Annotated in this window: 16 protein-coding genes; 7 read left to right on the forward strand and 9 right to left on the reverse strand. The window is 56.8% G+C overall.

What is annotated here, in order from left to right; genetic code table 11:
• From KO1_RS24560 to KO1_RS24570, 3 genes are all read left to right on the forward strand, one after another.
• The gene (locus KO1_RS24560; RefSeq protein WP_024274596.1) at positions 1-1,095 is read left to right on the forward strand and encodes a fimbrial protein; all 1,095 of its coding nucleotides are present in this window, start codon (positions 1-3) and stop codon (positions 1,093-1,095) included.
• Between the two features lie 154 nt (positions 1,096-1,249).
• A complete protein-coding gene (locus tag KO1_RS24565; RefSeq protein ID WP_004104728.1) occupies positions 1,250-2,044 on the forward strand; it encodes a CatB-related O-acetyltransferase in 795 nt (264 codons plus the stop codon).
• A 36-nt stretch (positions 2,045-2,080) separates the two neighbouring features.
• Positions 2,081-2,854 (forward strand): transporter substrate-binding domain-containing protein, encoded by a 774-nt coding sequence (locus KO1_RS24570; RefSeq protein WP_004104727.1) that lies wholly within the window; start codon positions 2,081-2,083, stop codon positions 2,852-2,854.
• Positions 2,855-2,869: 15 nt separating this feature from the next.
• Here the strand turns inward: KO1_RS24570 and KO1_RS24575 are convergent, their stop codons facing one another.
• The gene (locus KO1_RS24575) at positions 2,870-3,814 is read right to left on the reverse strand and encodes a LysR substrate-binding domain-containing protein (protein WP_004104726.1); all 945 of its coding nucleotides are present in this window, start codon (positions 3,812-3,814) and stop codon (positions 2,870-2,872) included.
• 145 nt (positions 3,815-3,959) lie between these two features.
• On the opposite strand from KO1_RS24575, the gene KO1_RS24580 reads away from it, so the two are divergent.
• Entirely contained in the window at positions 3,960-4,736 is a 777-nt protein-coding gene (locus KO1_RS24580; RefSeq protein ID WP_004104725.1) for an SDR family NAD(P)-dependent oxidoreductase, read from the forward strand.
• 65 nt (positions 4,737-4,801) lie between these two features.
• A complete protein-coding gene (locus KO1_RS24585) occupies positions 4,802-5,995 on the forward strand; it encodes an MFS transporter (RefSeq protein WP_004104724.1) in 1,194 nt (397 codons plus the stop codon).
• A gap of 56 nt (positions 5,996-6,051) precedes the next feature.
• Here KO1_RS24585 and KO1_RS24590 read toward each other — a convergent pair whose 3' ends face one another.
• The 8 genes from KO1_RS24590 to speB all read right to left on the reverse strand — a co-directional run bounded on the left by KO1_RS24590 (position 6,052) and on the right by speB (position 13,844).
• Positions 6,052-6,846 (reverse strand): SDR family NAD(P)-dependent oxidoreductase, encoded by a 795-nt coding sequence (locus KO1_RS24590; RefSeq protein WP_004104723.1) that lies wholly within the window; start codon positions 6,844-6,846, stop codon positions 6,052-6,054.
• 74 nt (positions 6,847-6,920) lie between these two features.
• The gene (locus tag KO1_RS24595; RefSeq protein ID WP_004104718.1) at positions 6,921-7,853 is read right to left on the reverse strand and encodes a 2-hydroxyacid dehydrogenase; all 933 of its coding nucleotides are present in this window, start codon (positions 7,851-7,853) and stop codon (positions 6,921-6,923) included.
• Between the two features lie 5 nt (positions 7,854-7,858).
• Positions 7,859-8,587 carry a class II aldolase/adducin family protein gene (locus KO1_RS24600; RefSeq protein ID WP_004104716.1) on the reverse strand — a complete coding sequence of 243 codons (729 nt, stop codon included), beginning with the start codon at positions 8,585-8,587 and terminating at the stop codon, positions 7,859-7,861.
• 3 nt (positions 8,588-8,590) lie between these two features.
• Complete coding sequence (locus KO1_RS24605; protein WP_004104714.1) at positions 8,591-10,108, reverse strand: amino acid ABC transporter permease/ATP-binding protein; 1,518 nt, start codon at positions 10,106-10,108, stop codon at positions 8,591-8,593.
• A gap of 24 nt (positions 10,109-10,132) precedes the next feature.
• The gene (locus tag KO1_RS24610; protein WP_004104712.1) at positions 10,133-10,936 is read right to left on the reverse strand and encodes an ABC transporter substrate-binding protein; all 804 of its coding nucleotides are present in this window, start codon (positions 10,934-10,936) and stop codon (positions 10,133-10,135) included.
• A gap of 9 nt (positions 10,937-10,945) precedes the next feature.
• Positions 10,946-12,022 (reverse strand): isopenicillin N synthase family dioxygenase, encoded by a 1,077-nt coding sequence (locus tag KO1_RS24615; RefSeq protein WP_004104710.1) that lies wholly within the window; start codon positions 12,020-12,022, stop codon positions 10,946-10,948.
• Positions 12,023-12,034: 12 nt separating this feature from the next.
• Positions 12,035-12,883, reverse strand: a complete 849-nt coding sequence (locus KO1_RS24620) for a sugar phosphate isomerase/epimerase family protein (RefSeq protein ID WP_016810054.1) — start codon at positions 12,881-12,883, stop codon at positions 12,035-12,037.
• 10 nt (positions 12,884-12,893) lie between these two features.
• The gene (speB, locus tag KO1_RS24625; RefSeq protein ID WP_024274595.1) at positions 12,894-13,844 is read right to left on the reverse strand and encodes an agmatinase; all 951 of its coding nucleotides are present in this window, start codon (positions 13,842-13,844) and stop codon (positions 12,894-12,896) included.
• A 115-nt stretch (positions 13,845-13,959) separates the two neighbouring features.
• On the opposite strand from speB, the gene KO1_RS24630 reads away from it, so the two are divergent.
• Entirely contained in the window at positions 13,960-14,871 is a 912-nt protein-coding gene (locus KO1_RS24630; RefSeq protein WP_020476661.1) for a LysR family transcriptional regulator, read from the forward strand.
• Between the two features lie 296 nt (positions 14,872-15,167).
• Positions 15,168-15,572, forward strand: coding sequence for a YuaE family lipoprotein (locus KO1_RS24635; RefSeq protein ID WP_004104699.1), 405 nt, complete (start codon positions 15,168-15,170; stop codon positions 15,570-15,572).
• The last annotated feature ends 3 nt before the right edge of the window (positions 15,573-15,575 follow it).

Below are 15,575 nucleotides of genomic sequence, written 5' to 3' on the forward strand. Positions count from 1 at the left end.
TTGCGCATAGTATCGTTTTTATTCCTGCTGATAGCGGGCATCTATAGCCACAGCGGCTGGGCGGAAACCTGCAAAGGGGATATCGGCCAGATGACCGTGAACGTCCAGAATATCAAGTACCTGCCCACGCTGCCGCTGAATACGCAGATGACCGGCGTGATGGCGGATAACGGCAGCGGGATTCATTTCTCCTGCGATCTTCAGGTGCCGAAAGCGGCGGCAAAGCGTCTGGTTTATCGGCAGCTAAAAATGGCCTCATCGCCGCTTTCCATCGGCGGTCAGCATGTGTTCCCCTCGGCGCTGGAGGGTATCGGATACTCACTGGGCTTCCAGTGCGGCGGCGGCGCGGTTCGCTTTATTGATGGCAGCCACGCGGCTGATAGTGCGGAATCCGTGACGGTGTGTGACAGCCAGGAGATGGCTAACCTGCTGAACCAGCAGCAGATTGTGGTGAAAGTCTTTGTGACGTTTTATAAGACCGGGGATGTCGCCCTGGTCAGCGGTAACCACGCTAACGTTCCGGCGCAGCCGCAGATTGGCGAACTGACGATCCAGCAGCAGGCCGACAGCCGCGCCGGTTTTGTCGCCAGCTCGCCGGTTACGCTCGATATGGCGGCGCTGAACGTCGATATCGGCAGCAGCGGTAGCTGTCAGGTTTCAACCACGAATATTCACGTTAGCCTGGGGACGGTGAATAAAGCGGAGTTCAAGGGTAAAAGCACCACCGGCGGCAGCGCGAAAAGCTTCTCCATACCGGTCTTTTGCTCCACGCCAACCGATATCCGCATAGGCTTTTTTGGCGTCACCTCACCAGGCGGCGGTACGGATACCCTCGCGTTAAGCAAAGCCAACGCCTCTGCGAGCGGGGTGGGCGTCAGGCTCACGTACGGCAATAACAGCGCCCCGGCGCCTGCGGCAGGGACCAGCGTCAAAATCAACGAGGCCAGCAATCTCCCGGTGCTAAAGCGGGTTAACGCCAGCAGCGCCGGCAGCGCGGAGAATATCAACTTCAACGCCCAGTACGTTCAGACCGATGATGCGGTGACCGCCGGCACCGCCAATAGCATGGTGACCTTTGCGCTGGAGTATAACTGACGATCGCAGGCGATTACGGCCCAACGCTTTCGCGTTGTAGCTCACAAAAAAGAGATGTCATAGGGATTTTTCGCGCGGCGAGCGGATCGGTACGCTATCAATGATCGAGAGATGAAGCGGCTGACCGGAAATACTTTGGTGCGGGAAATCGATCATGAAAATCACCTTTGGGGAGCTTAAACCCCTGTTGCAGGCGCAGCGAATTTTTGTCGGCGGGCAGAAGCTGGTCTGCGCCCACGCCTTTTACCGTGACGATCTGCCGATCGAGATACCGGAAAATTTAACCACCGAGGCGTATACCACCTACTGGGGGCGCTGCGGCGAACGGCTGGCCTCATTGGGCGCTTTTAGCTATACGCGAACCCTGCTGCCGGCGCTGATTAAAGTGGGGCGCTACACATCGATTGCCGACCGGTTACAGGTACTTGGCGATCGGCATCCCCTGGAGTGGGCCAGCGCCAGCCCGGTTTTTTATGCCCATCACTCCGGCGTGATGGCGACGCTGGCTGCCGATAGCGGCAGGCCCAACCAGTTTTACCCTTTTGAAAAAACTCCCCGACCGATAACCATCGGCAACGATGTCTGGATTGGCCAGAACGTCACTCTGGCGCAGGGCATTACTATTGGCGATGGCGCAGTTGTCGCCGCCAACGCGCTGGTGGTCAAAGATGTCGCGCCTTACGCCATTGTCGGCGGTAACCCGGCGAAAGTTATCCGCATGCGCTTTAGCGAGGCGATTATCGAGCAGCTGCTGGCGCTACGGTGGTGGCGTTTTTCCGCCCAGGATATTGCCGGCTGTCCGGTTAATCAGGTTGAGCGCTTTTGCGAGCAGCTCGCCGGGCAAGCGGCCGACGGAACGATCTCGCGTTTTTCGCCGCCGGTATTGACGGCATCCATGATTAAAGATTTTATGAACGATAAACAGAATCCGCTGCGCAGCGCAGGATAATCATAAAACGGTTCACATTTGAACAAGGATATAAAGATGAAGTTGAAGTCAGGTATTGCTTTCGTCATCGCTGCTGTCGCCTTCGGCGCCCAGGCGCGCGACATGAACAGCATTCAACAAAGCGGCGAACTTAAAGTCGGCGTACCGGGAGATTACGCGCCGCTGGCGTTTCATAATAAAGCCGGAGAACTGCTGGGATACGATGTTGATATGGCGAAGGATCTCGGCAAGCGGCTTGGGCTAAAGGTAAGCTTTGTGCCGACCAGCTGGCCAACGCTCTCTGCGGACCTGAAAGCGGATAAGTTTGATATTGCTATGGGCGGGGTGACGGAAACTGCGGCCCGGGCGAAGGAATTCGCCTTAAGCCAGCCGGTCGTGCCGAACGGCAAAATTGCGCTGGCTAACTGCGCGGCGGCGCCCGCTCTCGGCAGCCTGGAAAAAATCGACCAGCCAAACGTGAAGGTGGTAGTGAACCCGGGCGGCACCAATCAAAGCTTTGTGGATGAACATCTCAAGCAGGCGCAGATTATTCGTGTGAAAAATAACGTGGATAACCTTGAAGCGCTGCGGCAGAAAACGGCGGATATGATGGTAACCGACCTGATCGAAGGCGTGTATTACCAAAGCAATGAACCGGGCGTGTTTTGCGTGGCCAATGAGCAACCCTTCCCGGGCACCGCCAGCTTCAAAGTCTATATGATGAATAAAGATAACCCGCAGCTGCTGGAAAAGGTAAATCAGTGGCTGGATAGCCAGGACAAAAATGTGCTCAAACAGAAGTGGCGCATCCATGACCAGGTCAACCCATAAAACAACAAAGGTTTTCTATGGCGGGGTCAGCGGCAGAAAATCAGCGTTCCCGCTCTCCGCCAGCACATCGTGAAGCAGCCAGTCATGAAATACCTTCACTTCCGGGCGCATGGCCGCATGCCGGGGCGTCACGATATAGTAGGACCAGCTGAGGGGCCAGCGGTAGGCCGGATGTAGCTGAACGAGCTGACCGGTGGCGAGAAGCTGTTTTACCAGCGCCCGGCGGACAATGGCGACGCCGCGCCCGCTGAGCGCGGCCAGAATGACCGCCGACGTTGAGTTGATATGCAGCCCGCTATCGCGCGCCGCTGGGGCCTGAGCGGCCTGCAGAACCTCCTCCCAGGAAGGAAAACGGGCTCCCGGGTGCGGCGTATCATCGTGGATCAGCTTTTGCTGTGCCAGCCAGTCGCCGCAGGCGGATTTGCCCGCTGGAACGATCAGCGGGCTGCACACCAGCACTGCTTCTTCATCCATTAGCCAGGTTTTATCCACACCGGGCCAGTCGCCGCGACCGCAGCGGATGCCTAAATCCGCTTCGCCGTGGGCAACATCCATCAGCTTTTCCGTAACGTTGAGGCGCAGGTCGATGTTTTCATAGGCTTCGGAAAAGCGGTTTAACCGCTCCATCAGCCAGTTCATCATCAGCACCTGTGAGGCGGTGATCACTACCACGGAACGCGCCCGGCGACCGCGAAGTTTATTCAGCCCGCTTTCCAGCTTATCCAGCCCCTGAGTAATATCCTGCAGCGCCTCCTGCGCCTCGTTCACCAGAGTGAGACGCTCTTTACCGCTGCGGGTGCGGTGCAGCAGCGGATGGCCAACCCAATCCTCCAGCGCCCTAACCAGTTGCCCGACGGCGGCAGGCGTCACGCCCAGCTCTCGGGCCGCGCCGGTAAAGCTGCCGTGGCGGGCGGCGGCTTCAAAAGCGTGAAGCCATTTCAGTCGGTTAAGCGAGCGCATGCTGAATATCCATCAATGAATTTTGGCATGAGTATAATCCATCAAGATAGATTTTCTTTATTGTGACGCGATTTCTTCTCATTCGTCAGCGCGGCTCTGCAAAGGCATGCTTAGGTCATCCAAATCAAGCATAAAGAGGTTAATGATGAACACAGCGTTTGCCGGTAAAAAATTGTTAGTGGTTGGCGGAACCAGCGGTATGGGGCTGGCAACGGCCAGACGGGTTGTTGAACAGGGCGGTCAGGTCGTGCTGGTGGGCAATCGCCAGCAGAAGGCTGAGCAGGCCCGTCAGGCGCTGGCGGCTGAGGGTAACGTGGAGATCATCGTCGCTGACCTGATGAGCGAAGCGGGTATGGCGCGGGTTATGGAGAGCATCAACGCGAAACATCAGGATATCAGCCTGCTGGTTAACGCCGCTGGCGTTTTCTTCCCGAAGCCGTTCATCGAACATGAAATGGCCGATTACGATCGGTATATGAATCTCAACCGCGCGACCTTTTTTATCACCCGCGACGTGGTGCGCAATATGCTGGCCAATAATATCAAAGGCTCAATTGTGAATATTGGATCGATGTGGGCGCAGCAGGCGATTGGCGCAACGCCGTCGTCAGCCTACTCAATGGCAAAAGCGGGTCTGCATGCGTTGACCAAAAATCTGGCAATTGAGCTGGGCAGCAGCGGGATTCGCGTCAATGCGGTATCTCCGGCGGTAGTGCATACACCGATATATGAAGCCTTTCTACCTGAAGATGCTGTGAAGGATGTGATGAGTAGCTTCGACGGCTTCCATCCTATTGGCCGCGTCGGTACGCCTGACGATATCGCGCAAACCGTAGCGTTTCTGCTTAGCGATAGCACCCGCTGGGTGACCGGCGCGGTATGGGATATTGATGGCGGCGTGATGGCTGGTCGAAATGCCTGATTACGTTCATTATGTCATCCTGGGCGTTGGCATAACGAAAAATGAATTCAGGATAATGAAAATCTATGAGCGCTGAAATGACGTTGCCCGTCAGGCAGCAAAACCAGAATATTGTTCGCCTGGCGACGGCGCAGGCGCTGGCTGGGGCAAACTCGGTGGTGTTCTACGCTACCGGGGCGATTGTTGGCAACGCCATCGCGCCCTCTCCAACCCTGGCCACGCTGCCGATTACCATTTTTGTGCTGGGCATGGCGGCCTGTATTTTGCCGTTTGGCGCGCTGGCCAGAAGGCGCGGACGCAAAACGGTGTTTATGGTCGGGACCGGCGCCGGTATGTTGACGGGACTGCTGGCGGCGACGGCGGTGGTCATAAGTTCGTTCTGGCTATTCTGCATCGCGGCCTTTTTCGGCGGCGCCTATGCGGCGGTGGCGGTTTCCTTTCGCTTTGCCGCTACTGACGGCGTCAGCGGCGAACGGCGCGCGCGTGCGCTCTCCCTGGTGATGGGGGGCGGAGTGGCGGCAGGGGTCATCGGTCCGATGCTGGTGACCGGCACCATGAATCTTTGGCCGCCGCACACCTTTGCCATGACCTTTATTGCTCAGGGGCTGGTGGCAGCGGTATCGGCGTGGGTATTACTGGGAGTAAAAACCGCCGAACCGGCGGCGCAGGCGAAGTCCGGCGGGCGTCCGCTGGGCGAAATTGTGCGCCAGCCCGGGTTTTCCCGAACGGTATTTAGCGGCGCAATCGCCTACATGGTAATGAACTTCCTGATGACCGCCGCACCGCTTTCCATGCATATGCACGGCCTGTCGCAGCAGGCGTCGAATCTGGGTATCCAGTGGCACGTAATCGCCATGTACGGCCCCGGATTTTTCACCGGCAAATTGATCGCTCGTTTCGGCGCCCGGCGTATTAACGCTGCCGGGTTGATTCTGCTGGCGCTCTCGGTGATGGTTGGCCTGGCCGGTATTGATGTTATGCACTACTGGCTGTTGCTGATCCTGCTGGGCATCGGCTGGAATTTTGGTTTTACCGGCGCGTCGACGCAGATTATGGATTTCCACCGACCGGAAGAGAAAAACCAGGTGCAATCGCTGAACGATTTTATCGTTTTCGGCGTCATGATGATTGGCTCATTTTCCTCGGGCGCGTTGATGAACCTCTTCGGCTGGAACGCCGTATTGTGGGGATCGCTGGTCCCGGTTGTGGTTGCGCTGGCGCTGCTGCTGGTCGGCGAAAGGGCAGCGCGCAGGCGCTAACTTTGCTCAAGATAAACGCCTGCGCGCTGAACGTTTTGTTATCCGCGCGCAGCGCGTCAGACGATATCATCCACTACGCCGCCATCCACGCGCAGCGCCGCGCCTGACGTCGCCGAAGCCTGAGTCGAACAGACGTAAACCACCATACTGGCGACCTCTTCTACCGTGGCCGCGCGCTGAATCACCGAACTGGGGCGGTTTGCCATCACAAACTCTTTGGCCAACTGCTCCAGCGATTTGCCGGTTTTAGCGACTTCATCTTTCATCATCTCGGCAAAGCCATCCGAGAGGGTCGGTCCCGGCAGGACGCTGTTCACGGTGACGCCGCTGCCGGCAACATATTTCGCCAGCCCGCGGGCCAGCGATAGCTGAGCGGTTTTAGTGACCCCGTAGTGAATCATATCCGCCGGGATGTTGCGTGCCGATTCCGAAGCGATAAAAACCACCCGACCCCAGCCTTTCTGTACCATGGCCGGTAGCAGCGCGCGGGAAAGACGAACCCCGGACATCACGTTGGTTTGCCAGTATCTTTCCCAGGTTGCATCGTCGGTGGCATAGAAATCCTGCGGGCCATAAATACCCGCATTATTCACCAGTATGTCGACGCCGTTTACCGCTTGTATCAGCTGATTCACGCCTTCTGCGTCGCTCAGATCGGCTATCGCCGGTCGGGTCTTCGCGCCGGGAACCTCGCTCTGCAGGCGGGCAATGGCCGCATTCACGCTACGCTCGCTGCGGCCATTCACGATCGCTTCCGCGCCGCTTGCCGCCAGACCTTTGGCGATGGCGAAACCAATGCCGCCGGTGGAGGCGGTAACCAGTGCAACTTTCCCCGATAGATCAATATTCATGCTGCCAGCCTTATTTTTTATTGGACAGACCATTAAGCGTAGCAGCGGATATTATGCTTTTGACGTTTTCGGGCTTAATAACCACTCTGTTTGTTCACCCGGTTTTTCAGCGGCAGCGCCCGATGTAGCCGCTGGATGTTGTCCAGCAGCTGGCGGGCGATCGCCTCCGTCTGGGCGATGGAGGCCATATGCGGCGTAATTGCTACCTGCGGGTGTTGCCACAGCGGGTCTTCCTGGGGAAGAGGCTCGACGGGGAAGACGTCGAGCACCGCGCCGGATAACTTGCCGCTATCCAGCGCCCGGATCACGTCCTGGTTCACCATATGCTCGCCGCGGCCGCAGTTTATCAACGCCGCGCCGTTGGGGAGCCGATCCAGTAAAGGGTGGGCGAGGATACCTCGCGTCTGCTCGGTTAACGGCAGGACGTTGATAAGCACATCCAGCTGACCAAGAAATTCACCGGCCTGCGCGTCGCCGTGAAAGCAGCGCACGCCGGCAAGGGATTTCTCGCTACGCGCCCAGCCGGAAACCCGATACCCCATCCCGGCGAGCTGCGAGGCGATATAGCCGCCAATTTCACCGAGGCCCATGACGCCAACGTGGTAATCGGCCGCCGCGCGCTGCGGATACATCTTCCAGATGCGCTTGCGCTGGTGAGCCAGCGCCCGGTCAAAGCGGCGCTGAAACCACAGCACGCCCCACAGCGCGTATTCAAACATGCCGTGGCGAAAGTCATCGTCAACCACCCGGCAGAGCGGAACATCGCTGGCGAAAATGCTGGCCGGGAGATGATCGACGCCGGCGGACGCTGCCTGGATCAGCTTTAGCTGCGGCGATCGCGCCAGGATCTGCGGATCGGGAAACCAGCAGCAGGCGTATTGCGCCTCGCGAGCGGCGGGGTGGTCAGGCAGGACCGCTTTTGCCTGCGGAAATGGCGCGAAAGCGGCGCAAATCTCCTGGGCATATTGAGGATCGTTACAATCCACGACGATAGTGAACGGAGTCATAGGCGTTAACTCTTATAAGAAGTATCAAGACGGTCGAGGCGACGCAGCCACGCCTGCCACACCAGCTGGCGTTCATGTTCGACTCCCTTCAGCTGCTCGCAGGCGTGCTGGCTCAGGCGATCGGGGATCGTATGAATGGAGCCGAGCGAAGCCAGCTGCGCGGCGGCCATCTGGATTTCACAGGCGCGGTTCAGGTAATACATGATGTAAAACGCGTCGGCGACGGTGCGGCCGACCGACAGCAGGCCGTGGCTTTGCAGGATCAGGGCGATATTCTCGCCGAGCGAGCGCTGGATCCTCACGCGTTCATCGAGATCGAAGGCCACGCCTTCATAAGGATGATAACCGACGCGTTGATAAAACTCGGTGCTGATCTGGTTGAGCTGCAGCAGCCCTTCCGCACAGGCGGCGACTGCCATCCCCGGCAGCGTGTGGGTGTGGATCACGCAGTGGGCGTCTTCGCGAGCCATATGGACCGCGCTGTGGATTGTAAAGCCCGCCGAGTTTGCCGGTGCGCTGCCTTCGACGACTTTGCCCTGCATGTCGACCACGATTAAGTTGCTGGCCGTCACTTCATCAAACATCATGCCGAAGGGGTTAATCAAAAATCGCGGCTCGCCGTCGCCGGGCAGGCGAACGGAGAAGTGGGTATAGAGCGTGTCTTCCCAGCCGAACAGCGCCGCCAGACGATAGGCGCCCGCCAGCTGCTGGCGTAATTCCAGTTCAGTTGTCATTTATTACACTCCCATAAATTCACGAATGCGGGCCAGGGACGGTTCGGCGGCATCGCTGCGAATACGCTGCGGCGGCACATCGCTCTGCACGACGCCGTTTTCCATCATCACCACCCGATCAGAAATCGATAAGGCGAAGTCCATCTCGTGGGTCACGATCAGCATCGTCATGCCTTCACGGGCGAGGGACTGAATGACCTTGAGTACTTCGCCAACCAGCTCCGGGTCCAGCGCCGAGGTGGGTTCATCAAACAGCATGATGTCCGGTTTCAGCGCCAGGGCGCGGGCGATGGCCACGCGCTGCTGCTGACCGCCGGATAGTTGGTACGGGTATTTTTCGGCGTGCGCCAGCAGACCGACGCGATCCAGCAGCCAGAGCGCCTGCTCTCTGGCAGCGGGGCGGTCAAGGAGCTTGTGATAGAGCGGGGCGAGCATCACGTTATCCAGCACCGTACGATGAGGAAAGAGGTTGAAGCCCTGAAAGACCATGCCGATGCGGCGCACGCCCGCGCGCATTTGCTGTTTATCGATAATGGAGGCGCCCTTCAGATAATCTTCGCCGTAAAGAATGATCTCGCCGCCATCAATGCTTTCCAGAGCGTTGATGGTACGGATCAGGGTGGTTTTGCCGGAGCCGGACGGGCCGATGATGCTGATCACCTCGCCGTTTTCTACTTTCAGGTCAATCCCCTTCAGGACGTGGTGCTGGCCCCAGGATTTTTCGATACCCTGCAAATCGAGCGCCGGCGGGTTGCCGCGGGCGGACTGCGCTTTTGTTGTCTGCACCGGCGGCTTCAGGTTTTGACGCAGGGTTTCGCATTCCGTTTCATTGAGCGTTTGCGGACGTTTGCGCTGAATATCCAGCAGGTTTTCCAGCGCCCGGAAGAGCCAGGTAAAGGCCGTGACCACCATGACGTAATAGACCGCGACCGCCAGCAGCGTCTCCATTACGAGAAAATTCTGCGCGTACAGGCGCTGGCCGGTCAGCAGCAGTTCCGGCAGCGAAATAACCGACAGAATCGAGCTGAGCTTAATGATAGTGATATATTCGTTGATCAGCGTGGGCAGGGAGATACGAAACGCCTGCGGAATAATAATTAAGCGCTGAATTCCGATAAAGCTAAAGCTTAAGGCATGCCCGGCTTCGCTTTGCCCTTTAGCGACCGAAAGCAGGCCGCCGCGATGGATTTCCGCCATATAAGCCGCTTCGGTCACCGTCATCGATACCAGCCCGGCGATAAACGGAATGCCGAGCAGCGGCTGGGTGGCCGGAAACAGCTGCGGCAGGTTATAGACAAAGACCAGCAGCACCATCAGCGGTACGCTGCGAAAAAACCAAATATAGAGTTCGACGGGAACCTTCAGCCAGCGCGGGCCGGAGAGCTTAGCGCAGGCTAAAAGAAAACCTAATATCAGGCCAATAAACCAGGACAATGAACTGACGACAATGACGGTAATGCACGCCTGCCAGAATGCCCCAACGCTAAATAATGAGAAAAAATATCCCCAATCGAACTCCATAGCGACTCCCGTTTAATTATTGTATTAATTGATGCTTTCTAAGCTGTATTTCTTGATGATGGCGTCATATTTGCCGTTGGCTTTAAGGGTGGCTAACGTTGATTTAATGGCCTCGGCCAGCTCGGTATTGCCTTTGGCGACGTAGATCCCCAGCGGCAGCGGATAGACCAGACGATTTGAGCTAATGGCCAGGCGGCCGCGGCTTTTCTCGACGATAATTTGCGCCGCCGGGGCGATTTCTAACTGGGCGTTGATATTTTTCGACAGCAGGGCCTGGGAGGCTTCCGGCGCGGTGGGGAACTCCTGAACGCTAATCGCCGGTTTACCCTTTTTCAGGCAGTACTCGTCGGAGTGTTTTTTGAGACTGGAAACCCAGGCGGTACCCGCCTGCAGACCGACCTTCACGCCGCACAGCTCATCTTCGGTTTTGGGCTGAATGGTGCTGTTTTTCAGGGCAATAATTGATGCGCCGGACAGGGCGTAAGGAATCGCATCCGCCTGCTTCTGACGCTCGGGAGTCACGTACATTCCGGAAATCACCGCATCGTATTTTTTACCGATACCTAAAATCAGGCTGGTGAATTTCGTGTCGATAAGCTGCGGTTTGGCTTTCAGCTGTTCGGCGATCAGCGCTGCAAATTCCGGGTCGATGCCGACGATATTATTATTGCTGTCGTAGGACTCAAACGGCGGATAGGTCACCTCCATCCCGACCTTAAATACGCCCTCGGTCAGCAGCTCTGCGGCCTGAGTCAGCGGTGAAAAACAAGCGGTGACGGCGATGGTCAAAGCCACACGGCGCGAGAGTTTTTTTAGCGTTCTTTTCATCATTTATCCTCACGGGTTATTAACGGTTTTTTGCTGGGCTTGTTTTTTCAGATGGCCAAAGGTGTTGGTGCCGCGGGCGCGTTCGGGGAGCTGGAGCTCGCCGCGGGTGACTTTCTCGCGCAGGTAGCGATAGGTCTGTAACGCCTGGCTCCACATATGTTCACCAATGCTCAGTTCTTGATACTCGCTGGCTTCGCCCGCCTTAAGGAAGCCCGGCAGCGGGCGGATCAGCGTGTGGTAGTCGCAGGCGAAAAACAGCGGGAAGGAGTAACGTTCCTGCGGCACCTTACGTACGCGGTGTGCTGTTGCAACAAATGTGCCAGCGCTCAGCACTTCCAGCATGTCGCCGATATTGATCACGAAAGCCTCTTCTCCGGTCGCGTTCTTCAGCGGTGGGGCGTCGATCCAGACGCTATCTTCGTTCAACACTTCAAGGCCCGGCTGGTCGGCGAGCAGCAGAGTGAAGCACTCATAGTCGGTATGTGCACCAATACCGGGAACATCTTCGGCGCTGGCGTCAAAGGGGTAGTGGATCAGGCGCAGCTTTGACGGTGGGCAGGTGACCATCGACCTGAAATAACCTTCCGGCAGGCCAAGCGCCAGAGCGAAGGCGTCAAACAGGCGATGTCCAAGGGAGAAGACCGCGTCATACCAGGCCAGTACCCGGGATTGAAATTCGGGTATATCCGGCCATTCGTTGGCGCCAATCAGCGGCGTGTTAGCCACGACCAACGGGTGGTCGTCGGCGGCCTGGAAGCCGATATCAAACGCCTCTTTGCGATCCGGCTTGCCGGAGCCGTAAATCTCTTCGCCTTCGGGAACGTAGCCCTTATGGCTTTTCGACTGTCCGATGTAGTACGCCATCTTGCGCTCCATCGGCAGGGCAAAAATCTCTTTCGCCGCCGCGCGGATGCCGGCAATCAGCTCGGGCGCAATGCCGTGTCCGGTGATGTAGAAAAAGCCGACCTCGCGGGCCGCCTGACCGATGGCGTCGGCCACCGCCTGTCGTCGGGTGAGATCGGCGCAGGTCAGGTCGCTGATGTCGATGGTCGGTAATTCAGTAAAAGAACTTTTTGCAGCGGTCATCTCTTCCGTTCCTTATGCAGTTAGCGAGGTGAATTCGACAAAATGTTGCTGTTCACGCCGGGCCATCCAGGCGTTCAGCGACCAGAGATCGGCGACCGGAACGTTGGTAAACGGCAGGTGATGCAGATAGCCATCGGGGCCAAACTCCGGGGTCAGCGTGGTGTGCTGGTAGCCGCGCCGGCGCTGCGATTGCCAGATTTGCTCCCAGAAGCGCTGTTGAAACCGCAGGGCCGCCTGATATTCCGGCGCGGCCGGGTGTGGCACCTGCGGCCCCTGGTCGTATCCGGCGCGGGCCTGAATATGGTGGACCCGTTCGATAAAGGCGCTGAAGTCATCGCAAGGGTCATCCAGCAGGCGTTCGCTGACCACGATCCAGTGGCTGATATCGGCGGTAAAGCGCAGCTGCGGCAGCTGTTGAATAATCTCCAGCGTCAGCCACGGGCTATACAGCGAGGTGGCGCGATGGGTTTCAAAGCTACAGAGCAGCTCATACTCGGCGGCCAGTTCATGCGCTCTGCCGAGAAAATCCACCTGCTGCGCCAGCGGCCAGCGGTCGTTACCGGCCAGTAGATTGACGAAGCGCGGATTAAGCGCTTTTGCCGCCGCAAAACGTTCTTTTAAGCGCTCCAGATGCTGCGCGGGCGTCTCGGCCTGGGCCGGAATGACGCCGCCGCCGCTGAAGACAATGGCGATATACTGAAGCGCGGACGCTTCGAGGCGCCGGGCCAGCGTTCGCTGCTCTTCTGTCGTCAGCGGCAGTCGCGCTTCGATGCCGCAGCAGCCGACGCTCTGGAGTTCGCTAACCGTTTGCTGCCACGGGGTGGTGACGCCCCACAGCGTGCGAAAGACGTTAAGCTGCATGGTTTTTCCTCTATGGATATTTCACGCCCGGGAGAACGCAGAGCATTTCATACAGCAGGTTGGCGGCCAGCTGGGACGTGTTGCCGCTGACGTCATAGGGGGGCGAGACCTCGACCAGGTCGCAGCCAATCAGGTTCAGACCGCGGCAGCCGCGCACAATTTCCAGCGCCTGAATTGACGTCAGGCCGCCTACTTCCGGGGTTCCGGTGCCGGGGGCCCAGATCGGATCGAGGCTATCGATATCAAAACTGAGATAAACCGGGCCATCTCCCATTTGTTGACGCACTTCGGCCATCAGCGGGGCCAGGGATTTGTGCCAGCACTGCTCCGCCTGAACCAGACGAAAGCCCCGATCGACGCCCCACTGGAAGTCGCCGGCGGCGTAGCCCTGCGCGCGCTGGCCAATCTGGACGACGCGTTTAAGATCAAGCAGCCCCTCTTCGACGGCGCGGCGGAAGGTGGTGCCGTGGGCAATCTTTTCGCCGAACATCTCATCGTTGGTATCGGTGTGGGCGTCGACGTGAATCAGACCTACCGGACCGTGCTTTTTGGTCAACGCGCGCAGAATCGGCAGGGTAATGGTGTGATCGCCTCCGAGCGTCAGGGGGATAAGCGGAAAACTATTTAAACCGGTGTAGTAATCCTCGATAATCTGCACCGATTTGAGCAGACTATAGGTGTTAATCGGTACGTCGCCGATATCCGCCACCGACAGTGAATCAAAAGGCGCGGCGCCGGTAGCCATGTTGTACGGGCGAATCATCACCGATTCGGTACGAATATAGCGCGGTCCGTAGCGCGTTCCGGAACGCTGCGAGGTCCCGATATCCAGAGGGATGCCGACAAATGCGGCATCAAGCCCCTGTAAATCCTCAATAAATGGCAGGCGCATCATCGTGGCGCGGCCGCCAAAACGCGGCATCTCATTGCCACCCTGCGGTTGATGAAAGACGTTATCCATTTCTGCTCCTGAATCTGATATTCAAAACTCAACAGCAGGGATAGTGCGCAAGATGTGCTGGACTTTAAATCGTCCGCCGCAAATACTTAGTTCATTTATCAGTGAACTAAACGCCATGCTTAACGACGCGACGCTAAACATTCGACAGCTCCAGGTTTTTGAGGCGGTGGCCCGCCTTGAGAGCTATGGCCGGGCCCAGCAGGAGCTGGGGATTTCCGTTTCCGCGATCAGCAACGCGATGTCGCAGCTGGAGGGCCAGCTGGGCTTTAGCCTGTGCCAGCGCGGACGCGGCGGCTTTGCGTTAACGGAGAAAGGGCAGCATTTTTTACAGCAGGCGATCCGCGTGCTGAGCGAACTGAACGAGCTGGAGCGCCAGTCGGCGCTGCTGAAAGGCGAGCATAGCGGCACGATTTGCATCTCAACGCTTGACTCCATCGAAACGGAAACCGCGCTGTCGCTGCCGGTGGTGCTGCGCAGCTTTAGCGATAAGTTTCCTAACGTACACATCAAGCTGATTATTCGCACCCCGGCGGAACAGCTGAACGGAGTACTGAATAACCATATCGATCTCGCCATCGGTAGCTACAATTCGCGGGTGCATAACATCATCAGCGAACCGCTCTACCGCGAGCAGCACTGGCTCTACTGCAGCGACCTGCATCCGATGTTCTTTAGTCGCCAGCTCGATAAAGATCTCATCAGCCAGTGTCCACTGGTGACGCGCAGCTACTGGAATACCAGCGATCTGCGGCGGCGCGGGTTCAGCAAGGGCAGCGCCACGGTTGAAACCGTCGATGCGCAGCTGCTGTTGATCCTGTCCGGGAAATACATCGGCTATCTTCCAGAACACTACGCCTGGCCGTGGATTAAAGAGAATCGCCTGCGCGTGCTGCTACCCAATGAGTTTGGCTTTCAATCTCCCTTCTCGGCGATCTGCAAGCGCGGGCGCAGCAATGAACCTTATCTCAAGGAGTTTCGCAATCTTCTGAAGAAGAATACCGTAGCCAGGCCGAAGTGGAGTGCATGAGTTTAGTAATGAATGAGAAACAGCTTATGCCTGATTTTATTGGGAAATAGACCGCTTAATATCAGGCATATAGCAGACGGCACATCATTAACTATATGTTATTAAGAAAAAAATCAGATAAAAATATCGCCTGGTTCCAGGATAATTCCCACTCTGCAATTGGTCAAGAAATAACCTTTTTATGTGTTTTTTCTGAATTACGAGTAAATCCAACCTGTAACGTTGTTTGTTAATTTTTTTTCTGCTGGAATCGAGAAATATATTTTTTGTGCACTATTTTTCTAATGGATGGGAAAATGATAAGAAATAGCTTATTGGCATTGGTGTGTATTTCTGTGGGTGTATTGCAGGGGTGTACTAATATTAAAAAAACAGATAGCGCACTAATAAAGAAAGATGTGAGTCAAACCGAACAGCCTGCACAAGTTCCTGCTTTACAGCAGTGTATCCAGGATGCGGATGCTTTAGTTAAGCTGGATAACAAGTTCCAGAAAGATTCAAGTGAACTCTATGGCTTAATTAACGACGCTAAGTTTTATGCCTCTGTTTCGGGGCAAACCTCAGCCAGCGTAAAATCAACCATTACCCCGCTTTTTGAATATAAGATAAATGATAAGTGTAATAGTATTTCTCAGAAATTAATCAAAGAGTTCGAAACCCGCGCCCGGAAAGCCGATCTTAAAGATGGGCTGACCAGATGATGA

The sequence above is a fragment of the Klebsiella oxytoca NBRC 105695 genome, assembly GCF_001598695.1.
GTDB lineage: Bacteria > Pseudomonadota > Gammaproteobacteria > Enterobacterales > Enterobacteriaceae > Klebsiella > Klebsiella oxytoca.

Bases quoted from the DNA above. Each gene is read 5' to 3' on its own strand.
- KO1_RS24565 (WP_004104728.1), top strand. From the start codon at position 1,250: ATGAAAATCACCTTTGGGGAGCTTAAACCCCTGTTGCAGGCGCAGCGA.
- KO1_RS24570 (WP_004104727.1), top strand. From the start codon at position 2,081: ATGAAGTTGAAGTCAGGTATTGCTTTCGTCATCGCTGCTGTCGCCTTC.
- KO1_RS24575 (WP_004104726.1), bottom strand. From the start codon at position 3,814: ATGCGCTCGCTTAACCGACTGAAATGGCTTCACGCTTTTGAAGCCGCC.
- KO1_RS24580 (WP_004104725.1), top strand. From the start codon at position 3,960: ATGAACACAGCGTTTGCCGGTAAAAAATTGTTAGTGGTTGGCGGAACC.
- KO1_RS24585 (WP_004104724.1), top strand. From the start codon at position 4,802: ATGAGCGCTGAAATGACGTTGCCCGTCAGGCAGCAAAACCAGAATATT.
- KO1_RS24590 (WP_004104723.1), bottom strand. From the start codon at position 6,846: ATGAATATTGATCTATCGGGGAAAGTTGCACTGGTTACCGCCTCCACC.
- KO1_RS24595 (WP_004104718.1), bottom strand. From the start codon at position 7,853: ATGACTCCGTTCACTATCGTCGTGGATTGTAACGATCCTCAATATGCC.
- KO1_RS24600 (WP_004104716.1), bottom strand. From the start codon at position 8,587: ATGACAACTGAACTGGAATTACGCCAGCAGCTGGCGGGCGCCTATCGT.
- KO1_RS24605 (WP_004104714.1), bottom strand. From the start codon at position 10,108: ATGGAGTTCGATTGGGGATATTTTTTCTCATTATTTAGCGTTGGGGCA.
- KO1_RS24610 (WP_004104712.1), bottom strand. From the start codon at position 10,936: ATGAAAAGAACGCTAAAAAAACTCTCGCGCCGTGTGGCTTTGACCATC.
- KO1_RS24615 (WP_004104710.1), bottom strand. From the start codon at position 12,022: ATGACCGCTGCAAAAAGTTCTTTTACTGAATTACCGACCATCGACATC.
- KO1_RS24620 (WP_016810054.1), bottom strand. From the start codon at position 12,883: ATGCAGCTTAACGTCTTTCGCACGCTGTGGGGCGTCACCACCCCGTGG.
- speB (WP_024274595.1), bottom strand. From the start codon at position 13,844: ATGGATAACGTCTTTCATCAACCGCAGGGTGGCAATGAGATGCCGCGT.
- KO1_RS24630 (WP_020476661.1), top strand. From the start codon at position 13,960: ATGCTTAACGACGCGACGCTAAACATTCGACAGCTCCAGGTTTTTGAG.
- KO1_RS24635 (WP_004104699.1), top strand. From the start codon at position 15,168: ATGATAAGAAATAGCTTATTGGCATTGGTGTGTATTTCTGTGGGTGTA.